Source organism: Burkholderia stabilis, assembly GCF_001742165.1.
Taxonomy (GTDB): domain Bacteria; phylum Pseudomonadota; class Gammaproteobacteria; order Burkholderiales; family Burkholderiaceae; genus Burkholderia; species Burkholderia stabilis.
Map to the genome: position 1 here is coordinate 2070374 of NZ_CP016443.1, position 21589 is coordinate 2091962.

22 protein-coding genes are annotated in these 21589 nt (G+C 68.0%); 7 read left to right on the forward strand and 15 right to left on the reverse strand.

Features of this window, described 5'->3' with window-relative positions; all coding sequences use genetic code 11:
* Positions 1-3 precede the first annotated feature (3 nt).
* A complete protein-coding gene (locus BBJ41_RS27055) occupies positions 4-798 on the forward strand; it encodes an aminoglycoside phosphotransferase family protein (protein WP_069749281.1) in 795 nt (264 codons plus the stop codon).
* A 175-nt stretch (positions 799-973) separates the two neighbouring features.
* On the opposite strand, the gene BBJ41_RS27060 is transcribed toward BBJ41_RS27055, so the two are convergent.
* The gene (locus BBJ41_RS27060; RefSeq protein ID WP_069749282.1) at positions 974-2407 is read right to left on the reverse strand and encodes an aldehyde dehydrogenase family protein; all 1434 of its coding nucleotides are present in this window, start codon (positions 2405-2407) and stop codon (positions 974-976) included.
* Positions 2408-2525: 118 nt separating this feature from the next.
* Here BBJ41_RS27060 and BBJ41_RS27065 point away from each other — a divergent pair, with 118 nt between their 5' ends.
* Positions 2526-3452 carry a LysR family transcriptional regulator gene (locus tag BBJ41_RS27065; protein WP_069749283.1) on the forward strand — a complete coding sequence of 309 codons (927 nt, stop codon included), beginning with the start codon at positions 2526-2528 and terminating at the stop codon, positions 3450-3452.
* 154 nt (positions 3453-3606) lie between these two features.
* On the opposite strand, the gene BBJ41_RS27070 is transcribed toward BBJ41_RS27065, so the two are convergent.
* From BBJ41_RS27070 to BBJ41_RS27085, 5 genes are all read right to left on the reverse strand, one after another.
* A complete protein-coding gene (locus BBJ41_RS27070) occupies positions 3607-4443 on the reverse strand; it encodes a bifunctional allantoicase/(S)-ureidoglycine aminohydrolase (RefSeq protein ID WP_069749284.1) in 837 nt (278 codons plus the stop codon).
* Between the two features lie 868 nt (positions 4444-5311).
* A complete protein-coding gene (locus BBJ41_RS27075) occupies positions 5312-5749 on the reverse strand; it encodes a hypothetical protein (RefSeq protein WP_069749285.1) in 438 nt (145 codons plus the stop codon).
* A 377-nt stretch (positions 5750-6126) separates the two neighbouring features.
* Positions 6127-6786, reverse strand: a complete 660-nt coding sequence (locus tag BBJ41_RS27080) for a methyltransferase family protein (protein WP_069749286.1) — start codon at positions 6784-6786, stop codon at positions 6127-6129.
* Between the two features lie 155 nt (positions 6787-6941).
* Positions 6942-7106 (reverse strand): hypothetical protein, encoded by a 165-nt coding sequence (locus tag BBJ41_RS41280; protein WP_167347856.1) that lies wholly within the window; start codon positions 7104-7106, stop codon positions 6942-6944.
* 253 nt (positions 7107-7359) lie between these two features.
* Positions 7360-7779, reverse strand: a complete 420-nt coding sequence (locus BBJ41_RS27085) for an HIT family protein (RefSeq protein ID WP_069749287.1) — start codon at positions 7777-7779, stop codon at positions 7360-7362.
* A gap of 285 nt (positions 7780-8064) precedes the next feature.
* Between BBJ41_RS27085 and BBJ41_RS27090 the strand changes: the two genes are divergently transcribed.
* Positions 8065-9222: an NHL repeat-containing protein gene (locus BBJ41_RS27090; protein WP_175972530.1), complete on the forward strand. Its 1158-nt coding sequence runs from the start codon at positions 8065-8067 to the stop codon at positions 9220-9222.
* Positions 9223-9399: 177 nt separating this feature from the next.
* Positions 9400-10800, forward strand: a complete 1401-nt coding sequence (locus tag BBJ41_RS27095) for a serine hydrolase domain-containing protein (RefSeq protein ID WP_069749288.1) — start codon at positions 9400-9402, stop codon at positions 10798-10800.
* Between the two features lie 108 nt (positions 10801-10908).
* On the opposite strand, the gene BBJ41_RS27100 is transcribed toward BBJ41_RS27095, so the two are convergent.
* The 6 genes from BBJ41_RS27100 to BBJ41_RS27125 all read right to left on the reverse strand — a co-directional run bounded on the left by BBJ41_RS27100 (position 10909) and on the right by BBJ41_RS27125 (position 16442).
* Positions 10909-11532, reverse strand: coding sequence for a glutathione S-transferase family protein (locus tag BBJ41_RS27100; RefSeq protein ID WP_069749289.1), 624 nt, complete (start codon positions 11530-11532; stop codon positions 10909-10911).
* Positions 11533-11613: 81 nt separating this feature from the next.
* Complete coding sequence (locus tag BBJ41_RS27105) at positions 11614-13113, reverse strand: TIGR01777 family oxidoreductase (protein WP_069749290.1); 1500 nt, start codon at positions 13111-13113, stop codon at positions 11614-11616.
* Positions 13110-13979, reverse strand: coding sequence for a thiol-disulfide oxidoreductase DCC family protein (locus BBJ41_RS27110; RefSeq protein WP_069749291.1), 870 nt, complete (start codon positions 13977-13979; stop codon positions 13110-13112). Before BBJ41_RS27110 ends, BBJ41_RS27105 begins: the two co-directional genes overlap by 4 nt.
* A gap of 66 nt (positions 13980-14045) precedes the next feature.
* Entirely contained in the window at positions 14046-14516 is a 471-nt protein-coding gene (locus BBJ41_RS27115; RefSeq protein ID WP_069749292.1) for a DUF2269 family protein, read from the reverse strand.
* Positions 14513-15820 carry an SDR family oxidoreductase gene (locus BBJ41_RS27120; RefSeq protein WP_069750396.1) on the reverse strand — a complete coding sequence of 436 codons (1308 nt, stop codon included), beginning with the start codon at positions 15818-15820 and terminating at the stop codon, positions 14513-14515. Before BBJ41_RS27120 ends, BBJ41_RS27115 begins: the two co-directional genes overlap by 4 nt.
* 88 nt (positions 15821-15908) lie before the next feature.
* Positions 15909-16442 carry a GbsR/MarR family transcriptional regulator gene (locus tag BBJ41_RS27125; RefSeq protein WP_069749293.1) on the reverse strand — a complete coding sequence of 178 codons (534 nt, stop codon included), beginning with the start codon at positions 16440-16442 and terminating at the stop codon, positions 15909-15911.
* 161 nt (positions 16443-16603) lie between these two features.
* Here BBJ41_RS27125 and fabV point away from each other — a divergent pair, with 161 nt between their 5' ends.
* On the forward strand, positions 16604-17806 hold the full coding sequence (fabV, locus tag BBJ41_RS27130; RefSeq protein WP_069749294.1) for an enoyl-ACP reductase FabV: 1203 nt from the start codon (positions 16604-16606) through the stop codon (positions 17804-17806).
* A 112-nt stretch (positions 17807-17918) separates the two neighbouring features.
* On the forward strand, positions 17919-18347 hold the full coding sequence (locus BBJ41_RS27135; protein WP_069749295.1) for a VOC family protein: 429 nt from the start codon (positions 17919-17921) through the stop codon (positions 18345-18347).
* 30 nt (positions 18348-18377) lie between these two features.
* On the opposite strand, the gene BBJ41_RS27140 is transcribed toward BBJ41_RS27135, so the two are convergent.
* Entirely contained in the window at positions 18378-18956 is a 579-nt protein-coding gene (locus BBJ41_RS27140) for a hypothetical protein (RefSeq protein ID WP_069749296.1), read from the reverse strand.
* 286 nt (positions 18957-19242) lie between these two features.
* On the opposite strand from BBJ41_RS27140, the gene BBJ41_RS27145 reads away from it, so the two are divergent.
* Positions 19243-20160: a DMT family transporter gene (locus BBJ41_RS27145; RefSeq protein WP_069749297.1), complete on the forward strand. Its 918-nt coding sequence runs from the start codon at positions 19243-19245 to the stop codon at positions 20158-20160.
* Between the two features lie 22 nt (positions 20161-20182).
* Here BBJ41_RS27145 and BBJ41_RS27150 read toward each other — a convergent pair whose 3' ends face one another.
* Positions 20183-20968: a YhfC family intramembrane metalloprotease gene (locus tag BBJ41_RS27150; RefSeq protein WP_069749298.1), complete on the reverse strand. Its 786-nt coding sequence runs from the start codon at positions 20966-20968 to the stop codon at positions 20183-20185.
* Positions 20969-20988: 20 nt separating this feature from the next.
* Positions 20989-21519 carry a GNAT family N-acetyltransferase gene (locus BBJ41_RS27155; protein WP_069750397.1) on the reverse strand — a complete coding sequence of 177 codons (531 nt, stop codon included), beginning with the start codon at positions 21517-21519 and terminating at the stop codon, positions 20989-20991.
* Positions 21520-21589: the final 70 nt, after the last annotated feature.

The window sequence follows — 21589 nt, forward strand, 5'->3', positions numbered from 1 at the left end:
ATCATGTTCGATCGATACCTCGGCCTGTGGGGCCTCGTTCCCGACGGCGGCCCGATCCTGACCGCGAGCGGCGGCCTGCTGCCCGTGCGCTGGCACGCGCGGCCCGCGATGCTGAAGATTGCGACGTGCGACGAAGAACGTCGCGGCAATGCGCTGATGGCCTGGTGGAACGGGCAAGGCGCGGCACAGGTGTGGCAACACGACGGCGACGCGATCCTGCTCGAACGCGCACAGCCCGCGCCGACGCTTGCGGGCTTTTCCGCTTCGGGCCACGACGATGATGCGATGCGCATCGCATGCGACGTCGTCGCGCGGCTGCACGCGCATCGTGGGCCGGGGCCGACTTGGGTCGTGCCGCTCGACGACTGGTTCCGCCCGCTGCTGTCGGACCACACCAGCAACGACGCGCTGCGCCGCTCCGCAGCGACCGCGCGCCAATTGCTGGCAGGACCGCCCGCCGACGCAGTCGTGCTGCACGGCGACATCCATCACGGCAACATTCTGCATTTCGGTGAACGCGGCTGGCTCGCGATCGACCCGAAAGGACTGCGCGGCGATCGCGCGTTCGATTACGCGAACCTGTTCTGCAACCCCGCGCACGACATCGCGATCGATCCGGTGCGCTTCGGGCAACGCGTCGTGTGCGTGGCCGATGCCGCGCAGCTCGACCGCCGCCGGCTGCTGCAGTGGATTCTCGCGTGGGTGGGCCTGTCGGCCGTGTGGCTGATCGAGGACGACCTGTCGCCCGATACGTCTCTGGAAGTCGCGCAACTCGCCGCGCACGCGCTCGGTATGTAAGTCAGTCGCGCTGCGACGTTCACCCGCGGCCTCGCATCGTTCGAACGCACCGCATTCGCCGGGTCCGCCCCGGGCACACGATCAGCGGCAACACCTTTGCACGTGCATTGCATAGCGGCTCGAGATGCGCAAATGCCCCCGCACGACGTACGGAGGCATCGCAACGCACACCCGCTCACACTACCCGGCTTGCGCTCCCGATCAGCGTCTTGGGTTCCAGATACGCGCTGATGCCCCACCGGCCCATTTCCCGTCCCAACCCCGAATGCTTGAAGCCGCCGAACGGCGCAAGCGGCTCGTGGGCCAGCGTATTGACGAGCACCCGGCCAGCATCGATCTGCAGCGCGACACGCTCGCACCGTTCGCGATCCTTGCCCAGCACCATCGCGCTCAGGCCGTAGCGCGTATCGTTGGCGATGGCGATCGCATCGGCGTCGTCTTCGTAGGGGATGACGGTCAGCACCGGGCCGAAGATTTCTTCCTGCGCGATCCGCATCCGGTTGCTCGCACGGGAAAACACCGTGGGTTTCACGAACCATCCGGCTTGCAGGCCGTCGGGACGCCCTTCACCGCCCGCCAGCAGCACCGCGCCTTCTTCCTGCCCGATGCGGATGTAGCTTTGCACCCGCTCCCATTGCTTCGCGCTGACCATCGGCCCGATGTCGGTGCCGGCATCGCGCGGATCGCCGGAGCGCACGCGTGCAACCGCCTGCTTGATCGCTTCTTCGAATTCCGCGAGCCGGTGGCGCGGCACCAGCACGCGCGTCCCCGCGATGCACGCCTGGCCGCTGTTCATGAACCCCGCCTGCAACACGAGCGGCATGATGTTCGCGAAATCCGCGTCGTCGAGCACCACCGTGGGCGACTTGCCGCCCAGTTCCAGCGTCACGCGCTTCATCGTGGCCGCGCCCGCGCCCACCAGATGCTGCCCCACCGCGGACGAGCCGGTGAACGAGATCTTCGCGACATCGGGGCTGCGCGAGATCGCGTCGCCCACCACGTCGCCCCGCCCGTTGACGATATTGAAGACGCCCTTCGGCAAACCCGCCGCATGCAGCGCTTCGGTGATCACCTGCGTCTGCATCGCGCTCATCTCGCTGGGCTTGATGACCGCGGTGCAGCCGGCCGCCAGCGCGGTGGCCAGCTTGTTGCAGATGAACCCCGCATCGCTGTTCCACGGCGTGATCAGCCCGGCCACGCCGACGGGCGTCATGACCACGCGGGCCGAGCCGGCCTGTTCCTCGAACGCGAACGTCTCCAGCGCGGCGATGGCCTGCCGGATGGTGTCCGCCGGATAGGTCGCCATCCAGCGGCCGCGCTCGACCGGTGCGCCGTATTCGGTCACGATCGCCTGCATCAGGTCGTCCTCCCGTGCGGCGACGGCGTCGAGCATGCGCTCGAGCGCCGCGATCCGTTCTTCCCGCGTGGTGCGCGACCAGCCGGGGAACGCGGCCTTGGCCGCGGCGATCGCCCGCTCGGCATCCTGCTCGTCGCCGAGGCGAACCTGGCCGACGACCTGCTCGGTGCTCGGGTCGTGCAGGTCAAACCACTCGTGACCGTGCGGCGTCACGAATTCGCCGTTGATGTAGATGTGTTCGATGCGTTGCATGGTGCGTACTCCTGTGCGCGTGTCCGACAAGCTGTCATGACACGCAGTCTAGGAATACATTACTGTTCTGATAAGCCGTCTTATGGCTGATGACTCATCCCGAAAATCAGGACAATCGATGCACCGCACCGGAATGACCGAACTGGAAGTGGTCCTGGCCGTCGCGCGCCGCAGCAGCTTTCGCGGCGCGGCGCTGGAGCTGGGCATGTCCACGACGGCGGTGAGCAGCGCCGTGGCCGGACTGGAAGCGCGCCTGAAGGTGCGCCTGTTCAACCGCTCGACACGGAGCGTGTCGCTGACCGATGCGGGCCAGCGCTACGTGGAGCGCATCACGCCCGCGCTCGCCGAGATCCGGAGCGCCGGCGAAGAAGCCGGCACCGGGCCCGATACGCCCAGCGGCACGCTGCGCATCAACGCGCCGCAGGGCGCCGCACACCTGTTGCTGGGGCCGCTGTTTCACCCGTACGCGCAGCGCTACCCCGACGTCCGCATCGACATCGTCAGCGAATCGCGCCTGATCGACATCGTCGCCGAAGGGTTCGACGCCGGCATCCGCCTGGCCGAATCCGTGCCGCAGGACATGATCGCGGTGGCGCTCTCGCGCGATATCCGCATGCTGGTGGTCGCGACGCCCGAGTACCTGAAGCGCCACGGCACGCCCCGTCATCCGCGCGATCTGCTCAAGCACCAGAGCATCGGCATGCGCATGGCGCACGGCGGCATCTATCACTGGGAACTCGAACGCAAGGGGCAGAAGCTGCAGATGGACCTGCCCGTACGGTTCGCGCTCAATGAATTGTCCGCGATCAAGCAGGCGATCCTGTTCGGGCTGGGCATCGGCTTCATCTCGGAATGGTTCATCGACGAAGAGCTGAAAACCGGCGCGCTGGTGCCGGTGCTGGTCCCGTGGTGCCCGTCGTTCGGCGGCCTGCGGCTCTACTACTCGGGGCATCGCTTCGTGCCTGCGCGGTTGCGCGCGCTGATCGGCCTCGCGCACGAGCTGCGCCTCGCCGATGCACCGTTGCACGACGGGCACGCGCGATGACGCGCGGGATGGTCGCCCCCGCTTCAGCGAAAGCGAGGTGGCGAATCTTGGCGTCGCCATACACACCCCGGCCGCCCGGACAGCGGCCACACCATGAAAAAAAGCCCGCCGGCATGCGCCGGCGGGCTTTCGCATTCGACTGCTGACTCGGCGCTTAGCGCGCGGGGTTCAGCGTCAGGTTCATGTGACGGTTCACATCTTTGTACAGCAGGTAGCGGAAGCGGCCAGGGCCACCCGAATAGCATGCCTGCGGGCAGAACGCGCGCAGCCACATGAAGTCGCCCGCTTCCACCTCGACCCAGTCCTGGTTCAGGCGATAGACGGCCTTGCCTTCGAGCACGTACAGGCCGTGCTCCATCACGTGCGTTTCAGCGAACGGAATCACGCCGCCCGGCTCGAACGTCACGATGTTCACGTGCATGTCGTGACGCATGTCGCTCATGTCGACGAAGCGCGTCGTCACCCATGCGCCGTTGGTGCCCGGCATCGGGATCGGCTCGACGTCCTGCTCGTTGGTCACGAATGCTTCCGGGAGCGGGATGCCGTCGACGGCCTGGTAATGCTTGCGAACCCAGTGGAAGCGCACCGCGGCATCGCTGACGTTGTGCAGCGTCCAGTCGGCGCCCGGCGGAATGAACGCGTAGCCGCCCGGCGTCAGCACGTGCTTCTTGCCTTGCAGCGTCAGCTCGGCTTCGCCTTCGACGACGAACAGCACGGCTTCGGCGTTCTTGTCCTGCTCGGGCTTGTCGCTGCCGCCGCCCGGGTTCACTTCGACGATGTACTGCGAGAAGGTTTCCGCGAAACCCGACAGCGGGCGGGCGATCACCCACAGGCGCGTGTTCGTCCAGAACGGCAGCCAGCTCGTGACGATGTCGCGCATCACACCCTTCGGGATCACCGCGTACGCTTCGGTGAACATCGCGCGATCGGTCAGCAGATCGGTCTGCGGCGGGTGGCCGCCATGCGGCGCGTAATACGTTGTCTTAGACATATTGCATCCAGGCAATGGGTTGGTCCGGCCCCGGGCGCCAACGGCATCGGGCGGCACACCTGCGCGTGGGGCGCGCATGCGGCGGCGGGACATCGTTGCCGGGGTGGCTTGAAAGCGCATGCGCCTTCGTTGGTCGGCCAGGCTTCGCGACGGGTCCGTCCGGTTCATCGGACGCGGCGGCCCATGCAGGTGGGTCCGGCGGCCGGGCCGCAGCGCTCGGGGTCATGCAGCGAGGCGCGGCGGACGGCACGGTTCGATTCCGTACGCGGGCATCGACGACGATAGCGAAGTCGTTCGCAATCGACCAATTAAATGTCGCGATGACATCCATTCGATTTCCCACTACTTGCCGAGGCCCGCGATGGGCGGTGAAGCGGTGATTCGGGACGATCTGCCTATCAGGGAAATCCTGACGGCCGGGGCATTGCGTACGCGCGCCGGGACGATTGATGCGACGCGTCCGGACGCGGCAACGCCGATCGCGCAATGCAGCGCGCGATGCATCGTATTACGCGAAATGAGATGGGTCGATATGTGCCCGGCTGCGGGCGGCTCGGCGCTCGCCGGAAGCCTTCGTCAGGCCCGAACGGCTTGATGCGCCGACCGGAAAACCGATGGCATTCGCCGGTCCTGCGCACACGTGTTCAGACGCAGCGGGCGGTACGGGCGGGAAGCGGGGAAATACGGCGAGGAGGGAAATTGCCGGCCCGTCGATCAGGTGTATGGCAATGAATGATGAAGCCGGAAAAGGTCGCCGGTCTGGCCGGCGATGACGGCCCGGCAGGCCGCCGGGCCGAATCTCGCGTCGGGTGCCGACGCCGTCGGCGCGCCGGTGCGCGGCTCGCGCACCGTGCCGCGCCAGCGGCGATCAGTCCCAGTCGCGGTGGTGACGATGCTTGCGGTGACGGTAGTAGCCGCCGCCGTGATCGCGTTCGTATGAGCTGCGCGACATGTTGCCGCCGAGCGCCGCGCCTGCGCCGCCGCCGACAGCCGCGCCCAGCAGGCCGCCCGTGCGGCCGCCCATCGCGTTGCCTGCCGCGGTGCCGGCGCCACCGCCGAGTGCGCCGCCGATGATCGCGCCGGTACGTTCGCGACGGTTCGACGTCACCGCGCCACCTGCGCCGCCGCCGATGGCGCCGCCGATGACCGAGCCCGTGCTGCCGCCGAGCGCGCCGCCGACTGCTGCGCCGGCTACCCCGCCGAGCGCGCCGCCAAGCGCATTGTTCATGTCACCGGCCATGGCCGGCAGCGCAGTCGCGCCGGTCAGCGCGGCGACGACGAGAGCGGGGGCGATTTTCTTCCACATTCCCGTATTCTTCCTTGTTCGCAATCTGGTTATCGAAGGTCCGCTCGGTACGACGATCTGAATCGATCGGCGTCGGTTCAGGCATTGTGCCGAACCCCGGACCAATTCATTTCAATGAGCTTGCGGCGAAGAATAGCACCGGTCCCGCATCGTTGCCGTGGACATTCTGGTAACAAGTTGTTTACGAATAACGGACCGTGAACGCCCACCCCGCAATACCCGGAAAGCCGCGCCGGCATTGGCTGTGAGCTGAGTCCGGCCGCGCGGAACGGCAGGCCGGCGATACGCGGCGTCGCACGTTTGAGACACACGTGGCAACACATCGGGCACGCGCCGTGAGCGCGCGCCGAAACGACGGCCGAAACGATATGACGGGGTCAGTACACGCCGGGCAGCAGCCGCCAGGTCCGCGCGCAATACGCGTCGTATTCGGCGCCGAATTGCGAACGCAGCAGCGCCTCCTCGGAACGGATGCGCGCCACCAGCGGCACCAGCATCAGCGCGACCAGCAGCAAGCCGATACCCGAGCGGAACGCCAGCGCCCAGCCGACCGAATTGACGAGCAGGCCGAGATAGCTCGGATTGCGGATGCGGCGGTAGATGCCGTCGGTCACGAGCGTATGGCCCGGCTGGATCGCGACGAGCCCGCTGAAGCGCTTGCCGAGCACGAACACGGGCCAGATGCGCAGTGCCCCGCCTGCGATGTACAGCACGACGCCGAGCCATCGCACCGCATCGCCGCCGAAGGTCCATACATCGAGCCGGTCGGTCAGCGCGGGCAGATACGCGAGCAGGAACCCGCTCGCCCCGAACGCCGCGAGCACCCAGCGGTTGTCGCGGTTCTCGCGTTCGCCGGCGCTCAGGTTGCCTTCGGTGAACATCGCGGCGACGGCCATCACGAACGTCGCGATGACGACGACGGTCAGCGGCGGATGCGAGAAAAAGGCGGAGAACCCGCCGATGCCGAGCACGGCGAGCCCGAGATAAACGAGCGTGGATACGCCCGACAGGACAGCGACCTTGCGTGTGACCGACATGGCTGCCTCACGGGAAATGCGCGGCAATGCGCTTTCCTGTGAAGTATAGGAACCGCGCGCGATACGCTGCGCGCCGGTGTCATGCGGCGCGCGAATCTTCCGGCGCAGAACCGTGGATCGGGCCGGCGCGGGTCAGGCCCGGCTCCGGCGCCCGATCAGCGGATGCGGAAGTTGCCGCCGATCCCGATGCTGACGGGCGGCGCGTAATACGCCGGCGCATAGCCGTAGTAGGCCGGCGCGGGCGCATAGCCGTACGGCGGTGCGACGTAGCAGCCGGACAGGCCGCCGATCAGGGCAAGCGTGATGAGAAGTCTGGACATGGCTCGATTCCCGGCGCGAAAGACGAATGACACCTTGCGAACACCGTACCGCCGCGAGCGGCGGCGGCCGGCACGAAGAGGCGATCCGCCCTTCCTGTCGCTCGATGAAACAATGCGCCGAGTCTAGCGCGCGGCCTGCCGGGCCGAGTTTCGTGCGCGGTTACACGTGTTACTCCGCGTGACCGCTGAAACAGGCAGTTGCCGCGCGACGGCCGGCTCGTGCGCCGCCGCCGCGCCGCCTGCGAACGCGCCGTTACACGAAGCGTGCGCGAATGCGCTGCGCGATCGCTTCGAGCGTCGCCGCGTCGGCCATCTCGCGCGCATGCATCCGCAGCTCGGCGCCTTCCCAGCGCGGGATCACGTGGAAGTGCACGTGCGGGACCGTCTGGCCGGCCGCCGCGCCGTTGAACTGGCCGATGAACACGCCGTCCGGCTCGAGCGCCGCGCGCACGGCCGCCGCGACGCGCTGCGTCATGCGGATGCCGGCCGCGGCCGCATCGCCGGACAGCTCGAAGATCTGCGCGGCCGGCTCCTTCGGGATCACGAGCACGTGACCGTCGGCCTGCGGCATGAGATCCATGATCGCGAGGGTCGCGTCGTCTTCCGCGACCTTCACGCACGGCAGTTCGCCGCGCAGGATTTTCGCGAACGGGTTGTTGTTGTCGTAGGACATGGCGTTTTCCGATAACGGTTGGACTGGGTGAGCGTTCGATGCCGGACGATTATCGGCCGACGGCGGGTGGGATTTCAACTTGTCAGGTCGCATCGCCATTCCAGCGAACAATGGCGGCCGGCACGCACGCGGCGTACGCCGACGGATGGAATAAGCCGCCGGCGCCATCCGTTTATTTCGAGCGCGGGTTCGCACGGCACGATCGCGAACCGGCGCCGGACACCCGTCGGCTGCGCTGGCCGGCAGCCGGGATGACTGCTCGCACGCATCAACCGGAGTCATGCCATGGACCCTCTCCCTTCCTGTCGTTCCCCTGCCCCGCACGCCGTCGCACGCACCTCGCGCGCGATTGCGCGCACGCTATGCCGTGCCGCGTGCGGCGCCGGGCTGGTCGCGTTGTCGTCGGCCTTTGCCTGGGCCGGCGGCACCGACATCATCCTGCCGCCTTCGTCGGTCACCGCATCGACCGTGCCGGCCAACGGCGACCTCAATCCGTACGGCATCGCGTTCGTGCCGCGCGGCGTGCCGAGCTGGAGCACGCTGAAACCCGGCGACGTCGTCGTGTCCAACTTCAACGCGGCGTCGAACGCGCAAGGCACCGGCACGACGATCGTGAAGCTGTCGCCCGGCAACACGCCCGCGACGTTCTTCCAGGGCCGCAATCTCGGCCTGACGACCGCGCTCGCGGTGCTACGCAGCGGCTTCGTGCTGGCCGGTAACGTACCCGCGCCGGACGGCAAGACCGTCGTCGCGCCGGGCTCGCTGCTCGTCATCGGTCCGCAAGGCAATCTCGTCACGCAGTTGGTCAGCGCGACGCTGCTCGACGGGCCGTGGGACATGACCGTGATCGATCGCGGCGCGCGCGTGACCGCATTCGTGTCGAACGTGCTGAACGGGACGGTCGCGCGGATCGACCTGACGATCGACAGCAACGGCGTCACGATGCTGCCGAGTTCGCGCATCATCGCGTCGGGCTACGTGAACCGGACCGATCCCGCGGCGCTCGTCGTCGGCCCGACCGGCCTCGCCTACGACCCGAACATCGACGTGCTGTATGTCGCGTCCACCGGCGACAACGCGGTGTTCGCGATCCAGAACGCCGCATCGACGAACCGCAACGGCGGCGTCGGCCGGATGATCTACTTCGACGCGAAGCACCTGCACGGCCCGCTCGCGCTGGCGCTCGCGGCGAACGGCCATCTCGTGACCGCGAACGGCGATGCGGTCAACGCCGATCCGCAACATCCGAGCGAAATCGTCGAATTCACGGTGGACGGGCGCTTCGTCGCGCAGATGCAGGTCGATACCGCGCCGGGGTCGGCATTCGGCCTGGCGTTCGGGCAAGGCAGCAAAGGGCAGCCGCAATTCGCGGCCGTCGATGACAACACGAATACCGCGACCGTCTGGACACTGCGTCCGGACAACGACAACAACACACCCTGACGCGCCACGGGAACGGGCCGCTCGCGGCCCGTTCGACCATCGCGCCCGACACCTGCGATCCGCACCCGCCGCGTAACGCCATCCGGCGCCGCATGCGCCCGCGATTGCCAGCGCTCGCCCGAACCTGCGACACTGCCGGTTCATGGCCCGCCCGCAGACAACCGAGGACGCTCGCGCATGACGACATCCATCAAGACGTTGATCCGACGGGGCGCCGCCCTCGTACTGCTGGCCGCGCTCGGCTACGCCGGCTTCATGCTGTCGCGGCTCGCGCCGATCGCCACCGGCTACGCGGCCAAGGCGCTGTGTTCCGGCGTGTTCGTGTCGGGCCGCCCGGCCGCCTCCGTGATCGACGTCGACATCATGGCCGGCGTGCATCCGCTGCTGAAACTGGTGCGCCCGTCGATCGATCCCGAGCATCATCGCGCCGTGGCGACCTTCGCCGGCTTCGCCGAACGTGAAGCCGACTTCCGGCCCGGGCTCGGCTGCACGCTCGCGCTCGGGCCGTCGCCCGGCACGCTGCCGGCCGCGCTGCCGGCCCTTCCCGATCCGCCACCGGCGCAGCCCGCCCCCGCCACGCCGCCCGCCGGCATCGACGCGGACAAGCTGCGCACCGCGCTCGACCGCGCGTTCGACGAGCCCGATCCGGCGCGCCCGCGGCGCACGCGCGCGGTCGTCGTGATGTGGCGCGGCCAGGTGATCGCCGAGCGCTACGCACCCGGCATCTCGGCCGACACGCCGCTGCCCGGCTGGTCGATGACGAAGACCGTCACCGCCGCGCTGGTCGGCATGCTCGTCGCGCAGCACAAGCTGTCGCCCGACGCGTCGGCGCTGCTGCCCGAATGGCGCGGCAACGGCGACCCGCGCGCGGCCATCACGCTCGACGAGCTGCTGCGGATGACGAGCGGCCTGCGATTCAACGAGGACTACGACGACCCGCTGTCCGACGTCGCCGTGATGCTGTTCACCCAGCCCGATACCGCGCGGTTCGCGTCGGCGAAGCCGCTCGTCGCGACACCCGGCACGCGGTGGGACTACTCGAGCGGCACGAGCGCGATCGTCGCGCGCGTGATGCGCGAAGCGATGGGCGGCAGCGAGGCCGATTACCTCGCGTTTCCGCGTCGTGCGCTGTTCGCGCCGCTCGACATGCGCAGCGCGGTGTTCGAGCCCGATGCGTCCGGCACGCTCGGCAGCCCGTCGTACCTGTATGCGAGCGCGCGCGACTGGGCGCGCTTCGGGCAGCTTCTGCTGCAGGACGGCGAATGGAACGGGCAGCGGCTGCTGCCGCAAGGCTGGGTGCGTTACCTGACGCGCGCGACGCCGCTATCGCCGCGCCAGGAGTTCGGCGCGCATCTGTGGGTCAAGGTGCCGGAGCCGTTCAACGATCGCGATCCGCATGCGATCGCGATGCCGGCCGACGCATTCCATGCGGTCGGCCATGAAGGCCAGTTCGTGAGCGTGGTGCCGAGCCGGCAGCTGGTGGTCGTGCGGCTCGGGTTGTCGCGGCCGGAATCCGCGTGGAATCACGAGGCGTTTCTCGCGCGCGTGCTCGATGCGGTGCCCGCGCCCGGCGCGTGACGGCGAGCCTGCATGCCGGCCGCGATGCGATGCGATGTGATGTGATGTGATGTGATGTGATGCGGCGGCTGTCATCATGCCGCCGCATCGCGCACGCCCTGCGACGCGTTACGGGTTCGCGCTGCCTGCGTAACGCTTGAAGCCTTCGCGCGCCGCAAGACGCTCGATATAGCGCGACACCGCCGGAAAATCCGGATGCTCGAACGGCGTGCCGAACCAGCGATTCACCGACAGGCCGATCGGAATGTCCGCGAGCGTGAAGTGGCCGCCGGCCACGAACGCGCCGGTCGCTTCGAGCTGCGCGTTCAGCACGCGCATGTGCTTCGTCCAGCCCGCGATCGACTGCGCGATGCCGTCCGGGTCCTGATGATCGGGCGATTTCCGCACGAGGCCGAGGAACGCGCCGACCCACGAACGATTCAGGTCCGCACCCTGCCAGTCGATCCATTGGTCGACCCGCGCGCGCGCCTGCGGCTCGGCCGGATAGAGCGCATCGCCGCCGTAGCGGTTCGCGAGGTAGCGGATGATCGTGTTCGATTCCCAGAGCACGAAATCGTCGTCCTTGATGACGGGCACGAGCGCGTTCGGATTCAGCGCGAGATAGGCCGGATCGTTGGTCGTGCGGAAGCCCGCGCCCCAGTCTTCCTGTTCGAACGGCAGATTCAGCTCGGTGCACAGCCACAGCACCTTGCGCACGTTGATGGACGGGATCTTGCCGAGGATGTGCAGCATGCAGTCTCCTTGTGAGCCTTGTGAGGTCGGATGCGGAGCGCTCGGGACGCACGACACGCCGCGAACGCGTTCACGCCGAATTTAAACACGACGTCGCGGCAAACGGCAGGCCGTCGAGGCAAAATCCGCATGCGGCCGATTCGTCAGGTCACGCAGCGCGTGCTCGGCCGTCGGGAACCGGAACATGAAGCCGTCCTGATGCAGCCGGGCCGGCACGACCCGCTGCCCGTCCAGCAACAGCTCGGCCATCTCGCCCATCGCGGCGCGCAGCGGCGCGGCCGGCACCGGCAGCCACGCGGGGCGGCGCAGCACCTTCGACACGACCCGCACGAACTCGCGCTGGGTCAATGCCGCCGGCGCGACCGCGTTGTAGACGCCGTGCATGCCGGCGCTCGACATCGCGCGCGCGATGATCCGCAGCACGTCGTCGCGATGAATCCAGCTCATCACCTGCGCGCCGTCGCCGAACCGCCCGCCCATCCCGAAGTAATGCGGCAGCAGCATCGGGCGCAGCGCACCGCCGGGGCCGAACACGACACCCAGCCGCAGCACCACCGGGCGAACGCCCAGGCGCTCGAGCGGCTGCGCGGACAGCTCCCACTGCCGGCACAGCTCGGACATGAAGCCGGTGCCGGCGCTGCTGCGCTCGTCGAGCCGTTCGTCGGCCGGGCGCACGCCGTAGTAACCGATCGCCGATGCCTGAATCCACGTGCGCGGCTTGACCTCGGCGGTCTCGACCCAGCGCATCAGCGACTGCGTGACGCCGACACGGCTGGCGAGCAGCAGCGCCTGCCGGCGCTTGCTCCAGCGCGCGCCCAGCACCGGCGCCCCCGCGAGATTGACGACCGTGTCGAAACGCTCGTGCGGCTGCAACTGTTCGGCGGACGTCACGCTGCGCACGCGGCCCTGGAACAGGTAAGCCGCACGCAGCGGATCGCGCGCCAGCAACGTGACCGTATGCCCTGCGTCGAGCAGCTGGTTCACGAGGGTTTCGCCGATGAAGCCCGTGCCGCCGGTGACGAGCACGTTACCGGGCGGCTGCCCCGCGAACGGATTGGCGGCAGGCGTACGGCGTGCGATGCGGCAGGCCGCAATCCCGTCGCGGAGACCCGATACCGTCACGCCGACGCCGAACAGGGTGAGCAGCCAGCCGCGCCAGCCGAGATCGATCGCGTGCAGCGCGGTCGGCTCGTGCGCCCAGACGGCCAGCTGCATCGCGATCATCCCGAACAGCGCGCCGCCGTTGACGGCCAGCAGCGTGTGCAGCACGCGCTCGGTCGCGGGCAGCTTGCGGCTTTGATCCTCGACGACGAAATCCCACAACGTCAGCACCACTTCGACGAGCACCACCGCCGCGATGGCCGCAACCCATGCGCCGTGAAACGCGACGTTCGCGATCGACGCGAACACGAGACCGTAGAGCACGGACCGCACCGCATGAATCGCCAGCTCGAGCCGCGCGCGCGGGCTGTGCGGCAGGTCCTGCGTGAGTTCGTGGTGATAAAGCGTATCGAATGCGCCCATCGCGCCCTGCACGATCAGCAGGTTGAGCGCCCAGTCGAAAGCAGGCAAGGTGTTCATTCGGTATCCCTCCTCCACAGCCAGACGAGCGGCGGAACCATCGCGATCAACGCCGCAATATCGATTGCCACATGGCTCCACACATGAGCCTGCGACGACAACAGCATGTCCTGCGGTGCCCAGACCAGCAGACCGGCCAGCAGCCATCCCCACACTTCCCGTTTCCGCAACCGGTTGCCGAGGTGGACGAGCGCCAGCATCCAGACCGATGCGCACTGCACCGTCGCGCCGATCAGCGACATCCACCAGATCTGCTGGGCGCGCGCCTGCGCCGGTGCCGCGCCGGCCCAGAAATGCAGCTCGATGCCGCGGTGATACGCATCGACGAACGACGCCCCGGCGAGCCACGGAACGGCCACGCCGACGAGCAGATGCGCGATCGCCGCGCCATACATCCAGCTCACGACGAAGCGGCGCATGTTGTCGCGCGCCGGGCGATCCGCGCCCGTGTTTTCAACGGCGTTGCCGATACCGCACGCCGGCCCGTCGCAGTGCGCTTCGGCGTGATAGCCGAGCCAGCGCGAAACCGCATGCCGGTTGCGTGCGAAGCGGCGATACAGCGGCGCGAGCGCGTCGCGCACGGCCGGCACGCGAAGCGGCCAGACGAGCCAGCCGCGTCCGACCAGCGTATAGGCGGCCAGGATGCTGTCCACGCCGGTCAGCATGCGTCCGTCGGGCAGGCGCGCGTGCAGTTCGCGATTCAGCGCGGGCAGGTCGACGCCCAGCGGCGCGGGATCGAAACCCGGCTCGGCGATATCGACGAACGCCAGCCGGTGTCGCGTATTCCGCGCCCCGAGACGTCGTATTTCAGCGACGCACAACGGACACCGTCCGTCGAAGTACAGCACCAATTCATTCGAGTCCATGCTTCGCATTCCTTCTTTTTATCGCAAGCATCGTGAACCGATCGACTGCGTTCAGGTGCACCGCACTTACATCGGCTTGAGCACCATCAGGAAGTAGACGGACAGCATCGCGAAGAACGCCGGATAACCGAGCAGCTCCCAGCGCTTTGCATAGCGCCAGTACCGCTCCGGCAGCGCGGCGTCGCCGTTCACGTGCGCGAGCTTCGCCATCGCCGCGAGTTCGATCTGCAGCCACACGACCGGCAGCCAGCACACGCCTGCGATCGCGTACAGCACGATCGACGCGAAGAGCCACGGCGTATGCCACGGCCAGCCGGCCGTATGCGCGAGCCACAATCCGGAAGCCGGCTGGAAGATCACGGCCGGCGTCGTGAACCACCAGTCCGCGCGCACCACGAGTCGCGACACGGCCGCGATCGCAGGCACCGAGCGCGTGCGGTTCGCGAAGAACAAATAGAACGCGGTGCCGAAGCCGGTGCCGACCAGCAGCACCGAGGACAGGATGTGCAGCGCCTTGACGACGAGATAGGTATTCATGCGTGTTCTTCTTCTGAAAACAGGATCAACAGGATGGCGAGAATCGGCACGTTCTTAAGCACGGGGCCGAACGGCTCGGCCAGCAGGCCGGGCATCGTGACCGCGATGACGGCCGAATACGCGACGATCAGCGCGGCTTGCGCGACCCACAGGCGGCGCGACGGTGCGAAGATCGTCGCGATGCCGAATGCGAAATCGAGCGCGCTTGCCGCGTAGAGCGCGACCAGCGCGGGCAGCCCCGTCAGGTGCGCAGGGGCGAGCAGTGCGAGGCTCGCGCTCAGCGGATGGACGAACGCGCTGACGATGGCCGTCCAGATCCACACGATCGCGAGTGCGCCCAGCAACAACGGGCGCCGCCACATCGCGAGCGCGTCGCGACGCAGCGCGGTTGCGTCCGCGCCAATGAAATCGCCGATGCCGCGCGGCGGCCGGCCGAGCACCGCCGTCGCGGCCGCCGGATCGCCGGTGTTCCCGGCGCGCAGCATCGTCCACGTGTCGCGCGTGAAGATCGCGCCCGGAAACTTGCCGAGCAGCACCGCCGCCGCGCCGGCCAGCGGGCCCGGCAACGTCACGCGTGCAGCCGGCGGAAATCCCAGTGCGGCACGGTAGCGGGCCAGCATCTCGCGATATTCGACTTCGTCGTTGCCGACCACGTCGATCACCGTGCTGCCGGACGATGGCGAATCGGCGAGCCGCGCGACGAGTTCGGCGAGGTCGTCGACGTGCACGGGGCGCAGCCGCTGATGGCCGCCCGCCGGCAATATGTGCACGGGCAGGCTCGCGAGCATCCGGAAAAACCGCGCCGACGTGCCCGACGCGCCGTAGACGAGCGCGGGACGCACGATCCGGGAGTCGATCGGCAACGTCTGCAGGAAACGGTCAGCCGCATCCTTGCTGGCGAAGTAGCGCGTATCGCCACGCTCGACGCCGAGTGCCGAGATCTGGATCACGCGCCGCACGCGCGCGCGGCAGCACGCCGTAAAGAGCGCGCACGGCGCGGCGCGATGCACGGTGTCGAGCGTCGCGCCGCGCTGGTCGGCGAGGATGCCGACCGCATTGATCACCACGTCGACGCCATCGAGCCGCGCCAGCCACGATTCGGGGTCGACGTCCTTCGCGAAATCGATCGCGACCTCATGCGGGCCGGCCGCATGACGCACGCCGCGCAGCACGCGATGGCCGCCGGCTTCGAGCTGCGCGCACAGTGCCCGGCCGATGAAGCCGTTCGCGCCGCACACGAGGACGGTCATGCTGCGCTCCCCGGTGCGTTCGCCTTGGCAAGCCGACGGCAAGACTGCGTTCATTTTCATCCTCTATTTACAGTTATTTCTGTACAGACAGAAATAGCAACTCCGAAAAAAGCGGGCTGCCTGCCCGCACTTCCGTTACCGCTTACTTCGACGACTTGCGCCTGACCGTCTGGCTGATCTTCGCGCCGATGCCGAGCGCCTTCATCAGCGTGTCGGGCTTGAGCCGCAGCATCTCGTCCGACCAGGTCGTGAGCGTCTCGACGAACTGCAGCGTGTCGCGGATGCGCTGTTCGGTCTCGCGGCTCTCGTTGGCGATCTCCGGGTTCGTCAGGCAATCGCGGAGCACCGTGAGCGTCGGCTCGATCTCGCGCTGCCGCCGCCCTTCGACGATCAGCTTGAACAGTTCCCAGATGTCGGTCGACGTCTCGAAATGGTCGCGGCGATCGCCCAGCACATGCACGACCTTCGCAAGCCGCCACGCCTGCAGCTCCTTCAGGCTCGTGCTGACGTTGGAGCGCGCGACGTTGAGCGTCTCGGCGATCTCGTCGGCCGCGACCGGCCGGCCAGCCAGATAGAGCAACGCGTGGATCTGCGAGACGGTGCGGTTGACGCCCCACCGCGAGCCCATTTCGCCCCAGTGGAGAATGAATCGTTCGGCAATCGGTGTGAGTTCCATGTCGTGAAATTTAGTCATTTCAGTTATTTCTGTCAAGAGAGAAATAACCGGGCGAGGTGGCGCGTTCCGGCCGTGCCCGCCCGCGACCGGCCGCTTCCTTTACAATGCGCGGGATTTTTCCGATTTCAGGCCGTTTCCGCCTTTCTGATTAGAGGGTTTCCATGATCATCAAACCGCGCGTGCGTGGCTTCATCTGCGTGACGACTCATCCGGTCGGCTGCGAAGCCAACGTCAAGGAACAGATCGACTACGTGACTTCGCACGGCCCGATCGCCAACGGCCCGAAGAAGGTGCTCGTGATCGGCGCGTCGACCGGCTACGGCCTCGCCGCCCGGATCTCGGCCGCATTCGGCTCGGGCGCGGACACGCTCGGCGTGTTCTTCGAGCGCGCCGGCAGCGAATCGAAGCCCGGCACCGCCGGCTGGTACAACAGCGCCGCGTTCGAAAAATTCGCGACGGAAAAGGGGCTCTATGCGCGCAGTATCAACGGCGACGCATTCTCCGACAAGGTCAAGCAGGTCACGATCGACACCATCAAGCAGGATCTCGGCAAGGTCGATCTCGTCGTCTACAGCCTCGCGGCGCCGCGCCGCACGCATCCGAAGACGGGCGAAACCATCAGCTCGACGCTCAAGCCGATCGGCAAGGCGGTCACGTTCCGCGGCCTCGACACCGACAAGGAAGTGATCCGCGACGTCGCGCTCGAACCGGCGACGCAGGAAGAGATCGACGGCACCGTCGCCGTGATGGGCGGCGAGGACTGGCAGATGTGGATCGACGCGCTGGCTGAAGCCGGCGTGCTGGCCGACGGCGCGAAAACCACCGCGTTCACGTATCTCGGCGAGCAGATCACGCACGACATCTACTGGAACGGCTCGATCGGCGAAGCGAAGAAGGATCTCGACAAGAAGGTGCTGTCGATCCGCGACAAGCTGGCCGCGCACGGCGGCGATGCGCGCGTGTCGGTGCTGAAGGCCGTCGTCACGCAGGCGAGCTCGGCGATCCCGATGATGCCGCTCTACCTGTCGCTGCTGTTCAAGGTGATGAAGGAAACCGGCACGCACGAAGGCTGTATCGAGCAGGTGTACGGGCTCCTCAAGGACAGCCTGTACGGCTCGACGCCGCACATCGATGAAGAAGGCCGCCTGCGCGCGGACTACAAGGAACTCGATCCGCAGGTGCAGGGGAAGGTCGTCGCGATGTGGGACAAGGTGACGAACGAGAACCTGTACGAGCTGACCGACTTCGCCGGCTACAAGACCGACTTCCTGCGGCTGTTCGGCTTCGAGATCGCCGGCGTCGACTACGAAGCGGACGTGAACCCGGACGTGAAGATTCCGGGCATCATCGACACGACGGCCTGACGGGTCGACCCGCCGCCGCTGCGCTCATCGGGCGGGCGGCGGGTCGAACCCCCGCGTTTTCCCCCAGGGGCCGCGACGAAGCAAAACCCGACCCTAGCCCGAGGTTCGAACCATGCCAGTCCAGCACGCCCTCATCCCCTGCCTGCGCTACACCGACGCGCCGGCTGCCATCGACTTCCTTTGCAATGCCTTCGGCTTCGAGCGCCACTCGGTCTATGCCGACGAAACCGATCCGACGTTGATCCATCACGCCGAGCTGACGCTGAACGGCCAGATGGTGATGCTCGGTTCGGCCCGCCCCGGCCCCGTGCGCGACCTGTATCGCTGGAAGACCGCGTCCGAGGCAGGCGGCATCACCATGTGCGTGTGCGCCGTGATCGACGACCCCGACGCGCACTGCGCCCGTGCCCGCGCGGCCGGCGCCGACATCCTCACCGCACCCAAGGACAACGACGGCTATCCCGGCCGCGGCTACGACGTGCGCGACCCCGAGGGCAACGTCTGGACCTTCGGCAGCTACGACCCCTTCGCGGCCCACTGACGCCGCTCGCGCGTCACCCGGCACGCTGCGCTACTCCACCGCCCGCGCGGCATCCCACAACGGTTGCGCACCGCGCGCCGCATTCCACGCGGCGAAATGCGTGCGCCACGATTCGAACGGCTCCGTCAGCGGATGGCGCGGATCTTCGCTGAGCGAATACGCCATCCCTTCGATCAGCCAGCGCGGCTTGGTCGCGACGGCCAGGTTGCCGAGCACTTCGGCCTGCCGGTAATGAATCAGTTCGTGCGCGAGGAAGTAGGTCTGCCAGCCGCGCGGCGCCACGACCACGCCGAAATTGCCGAGCGTCAGCGCCGCGCGCGTGCCGAGGCCGAATGCGTCCGCGCACGCGCGTGTCGAACAGAACACGACGCGCGGCGTATCGTGGAACGCGCCGACGGCCGCCGCCGCGCGTGCATGGCCGTCGCGATAGAGCTGCTGCGCGTCGCCGAGCTTCGCGGCATCGTCGATGCAGATGTCGGCGCTCGGGCAAGACACGCCGGGGATCAGCGCAGGCGCGACGACGCGCAGCGGCTTGACGAGCGCATACGCGGCAATCGGCAGCGCAACGAGCAAGCCCGTAAGGGCGAAGGCAACGTGGGAGCGTTTCATCGAGGCGGCGGTTCCGTGGCGTGCGGGTGGAGTGCTTCCTGCGTGAATATATCGGACCCGTCACGCCGCCGGTCCGGCTTTTCTTTCCGACGGACTTCCCGCCGCCGACCGGCTCCCGGCACGACCAGGGAAACGCCCTGGCGTTCGCGGTCACGCCCCGCCATCCTGCTGCAACAAAGACATTTTCCGACCTAATAGCGCCTGAATAATATATTGGACGCATAGCTGGAAGCCCCGCATTCTTGCCCCCTATCGGCTCGCAACGAAGCACGGCAAGGACCAGCGCATGAACAGGAACCAACGACTCGCCGGCATCGGCTACGGATTGCTCGCAGCGCTCATCTGGGGCGGCTTTCCGGTCGTCACGCGTATCGGCGTCACGCATTCCGCCTTCGACGCGTACGACATCGCGTTCATCCGCTTCATCGTCTCGGGCACGCTGCTGCTGCCCGTGCTGCTGCGCCGCGGCCTCGGCACGCTGCGTCCGGCATCGGTCGGGTTGATGGTGACCGGCGCGGGCGCGCCCTACATCCTGACCGTCGCGGCGGCATTGAGCCGCGCGCCGGTCGGCTACTTTGCACTGACGCCGGGCAGCATGATCGCGTTCACCGCGATCCTCGGCCGGCAGGTCGCGCACGAGCGGCTGAGCGCCGCGCAGGTCGCGGGCATCGTCACGATCCTGGCCGGCATCGCACTGACCGCGTCCGATGCGCTGCGCGGCGCGATCGGGCTGCCGGCTCTCGTGCTGTTCGTGCTCGGCGGCCTGCTGTGGGCCGTCTATAACGTCACGACGAAACGCGCCGCCGCCGGCGCGCTGCACGCGACGGCCGTCGTATCGGTCGGCTCCGCCGTGCTCTATTGCCCGCTCTATCTGGCCGTGCGCGGCGGCGCCGTGCTGCATGCGCCCATCGCGGCGATCGCCACGCAGGCGATCTACCAGGGCGTGCTGATGTCGGTGCTCGCGCTTTACTGCTTCAGCCAGGCCGTCGTCGCGCTCGGCCCGGCCATCGGTGCGACCTTCGCCGCGCTGATGCCGCTCCTCGCGACGCTCGCGGCCACGCTGCTGCTCGGCGAACGGCCGCATGCGCCAGCGCTCGCCGGCATCGCGATCGTCACTGCCGGCATGGCCGTCAGCCTCGCCAGCCGGTGGCGGGCAGGAGAACGGCCGGCCATCCGCCGACCGAACCCGGCCGCGCACGGCTGAAGCGCGATGCGCGTGATGCGCGTTACGCGGCGTGCCTCGTGCGCGCGTCGCTGGCGCCCGTCTCCCAGCGGCTCAGGCGAATGCCCCGCCACAGGAGCGCGGCGCCGCATGCGAACAGGATCGCCTCGATCAGCAGGGTGTCGACATGCCAGTACTGCGAGAGCAGCACGGCGACGAGATCGAACAGGAAATGAATCGCGATCGCGTACGCGAGCCAGCGCTTCGTTCCGCGCACGAATGCCTGCAGCACGATCAGCGACAGCCCGACATGCGCGGCCAGCGCGCTCACACGTTCGAGCAGCGCGAGAAACGGCGACGCGAGCGTCATGCCCGCGAACTGCGACCCGATCAGCGACTGCATGCCCTCAGGCACGACGACGCCCGCGTGCGCGAGCAGGTAACCCGTGCCGAGCGCGAGAAACCCGACGCCGACGAGCAGCATCGCCTCCAGCCCGCCGTGCCCGAGCCCGAGCATCACGGCGGCCTGCGCGTCGCGCCGCTTCGGCAGCAGATACCGGAATGCGACCCAGCGACCGCATTCCTCGAAAAGCCCGGCCGTGAACGCCGCGAACACGAGCATCGGCAGGTGCCAGCGCGGATCGCGGGCCAGCGAGTGAAACAGCGGCGCCTGCCACGACAGGCGCAACACCGGCTGGAACACGAAGAAGGTCAGCATGCCGTAGAAAAACACGCGAAACGGCACATGCGTGCGGCGTCGCCATGCAGCCGCGAGCAGCGCAGGCGCGAACAGCGCGACGAGGCCGGCCGCGAGCGTGGCGAACAGCAGCGTCGCGTGGACGGGATGCATGGGGACGTCGATGCGCGCGGCTACGCGAGCTGCTTGTGGAAAAACGTCGTCGCGCAGAGCGCGCCGTCGGGCATCAGCGCAAAGTTCGGCACGACGCCGACGCGCTGCCAGCCGGCCCGCTCGTAGAGCCGCTCGGCGTCGCCGCCCGTCACGGTGTCGAGCACGAGCACGGTCTTGCCCGCGTCGCGCGCGGCCGCGTCGGCCGCCGCCATCAGGCGCGCGGCGACGCCCTGCCGGCGCGCGTGCCGCGACACGAGCATCTTCGCGATATCCGCGCGATGCGGCTGGTTCTCGGGCTGCGCGGTCACGACCTGCACGGTGCCGACGATCCGGCCGGCCGCGTCCTCGGCGACGAGCAGGATGCGTTCGTCATTCGCCACGCCATCGGCCACGCGCGTCCAGAACGCAATGGCGGTCGGCCGCTCGATCGGCAACATGAAGCTGACGGACGCGCCACCTTCGACGCAATCGACCAGCACGTCGGCCAGCGCATCGATGCAGGCCCTCGCATCGCTCGCGCCGATGCGGCGCACGGTAACAGGTTCGGTCATGCCCACTCCGGTAGTCAGGCCGGCCGCACGCGTTCGTTCGTATGCGGCCGCAATCGAAAAACCCGCCGGC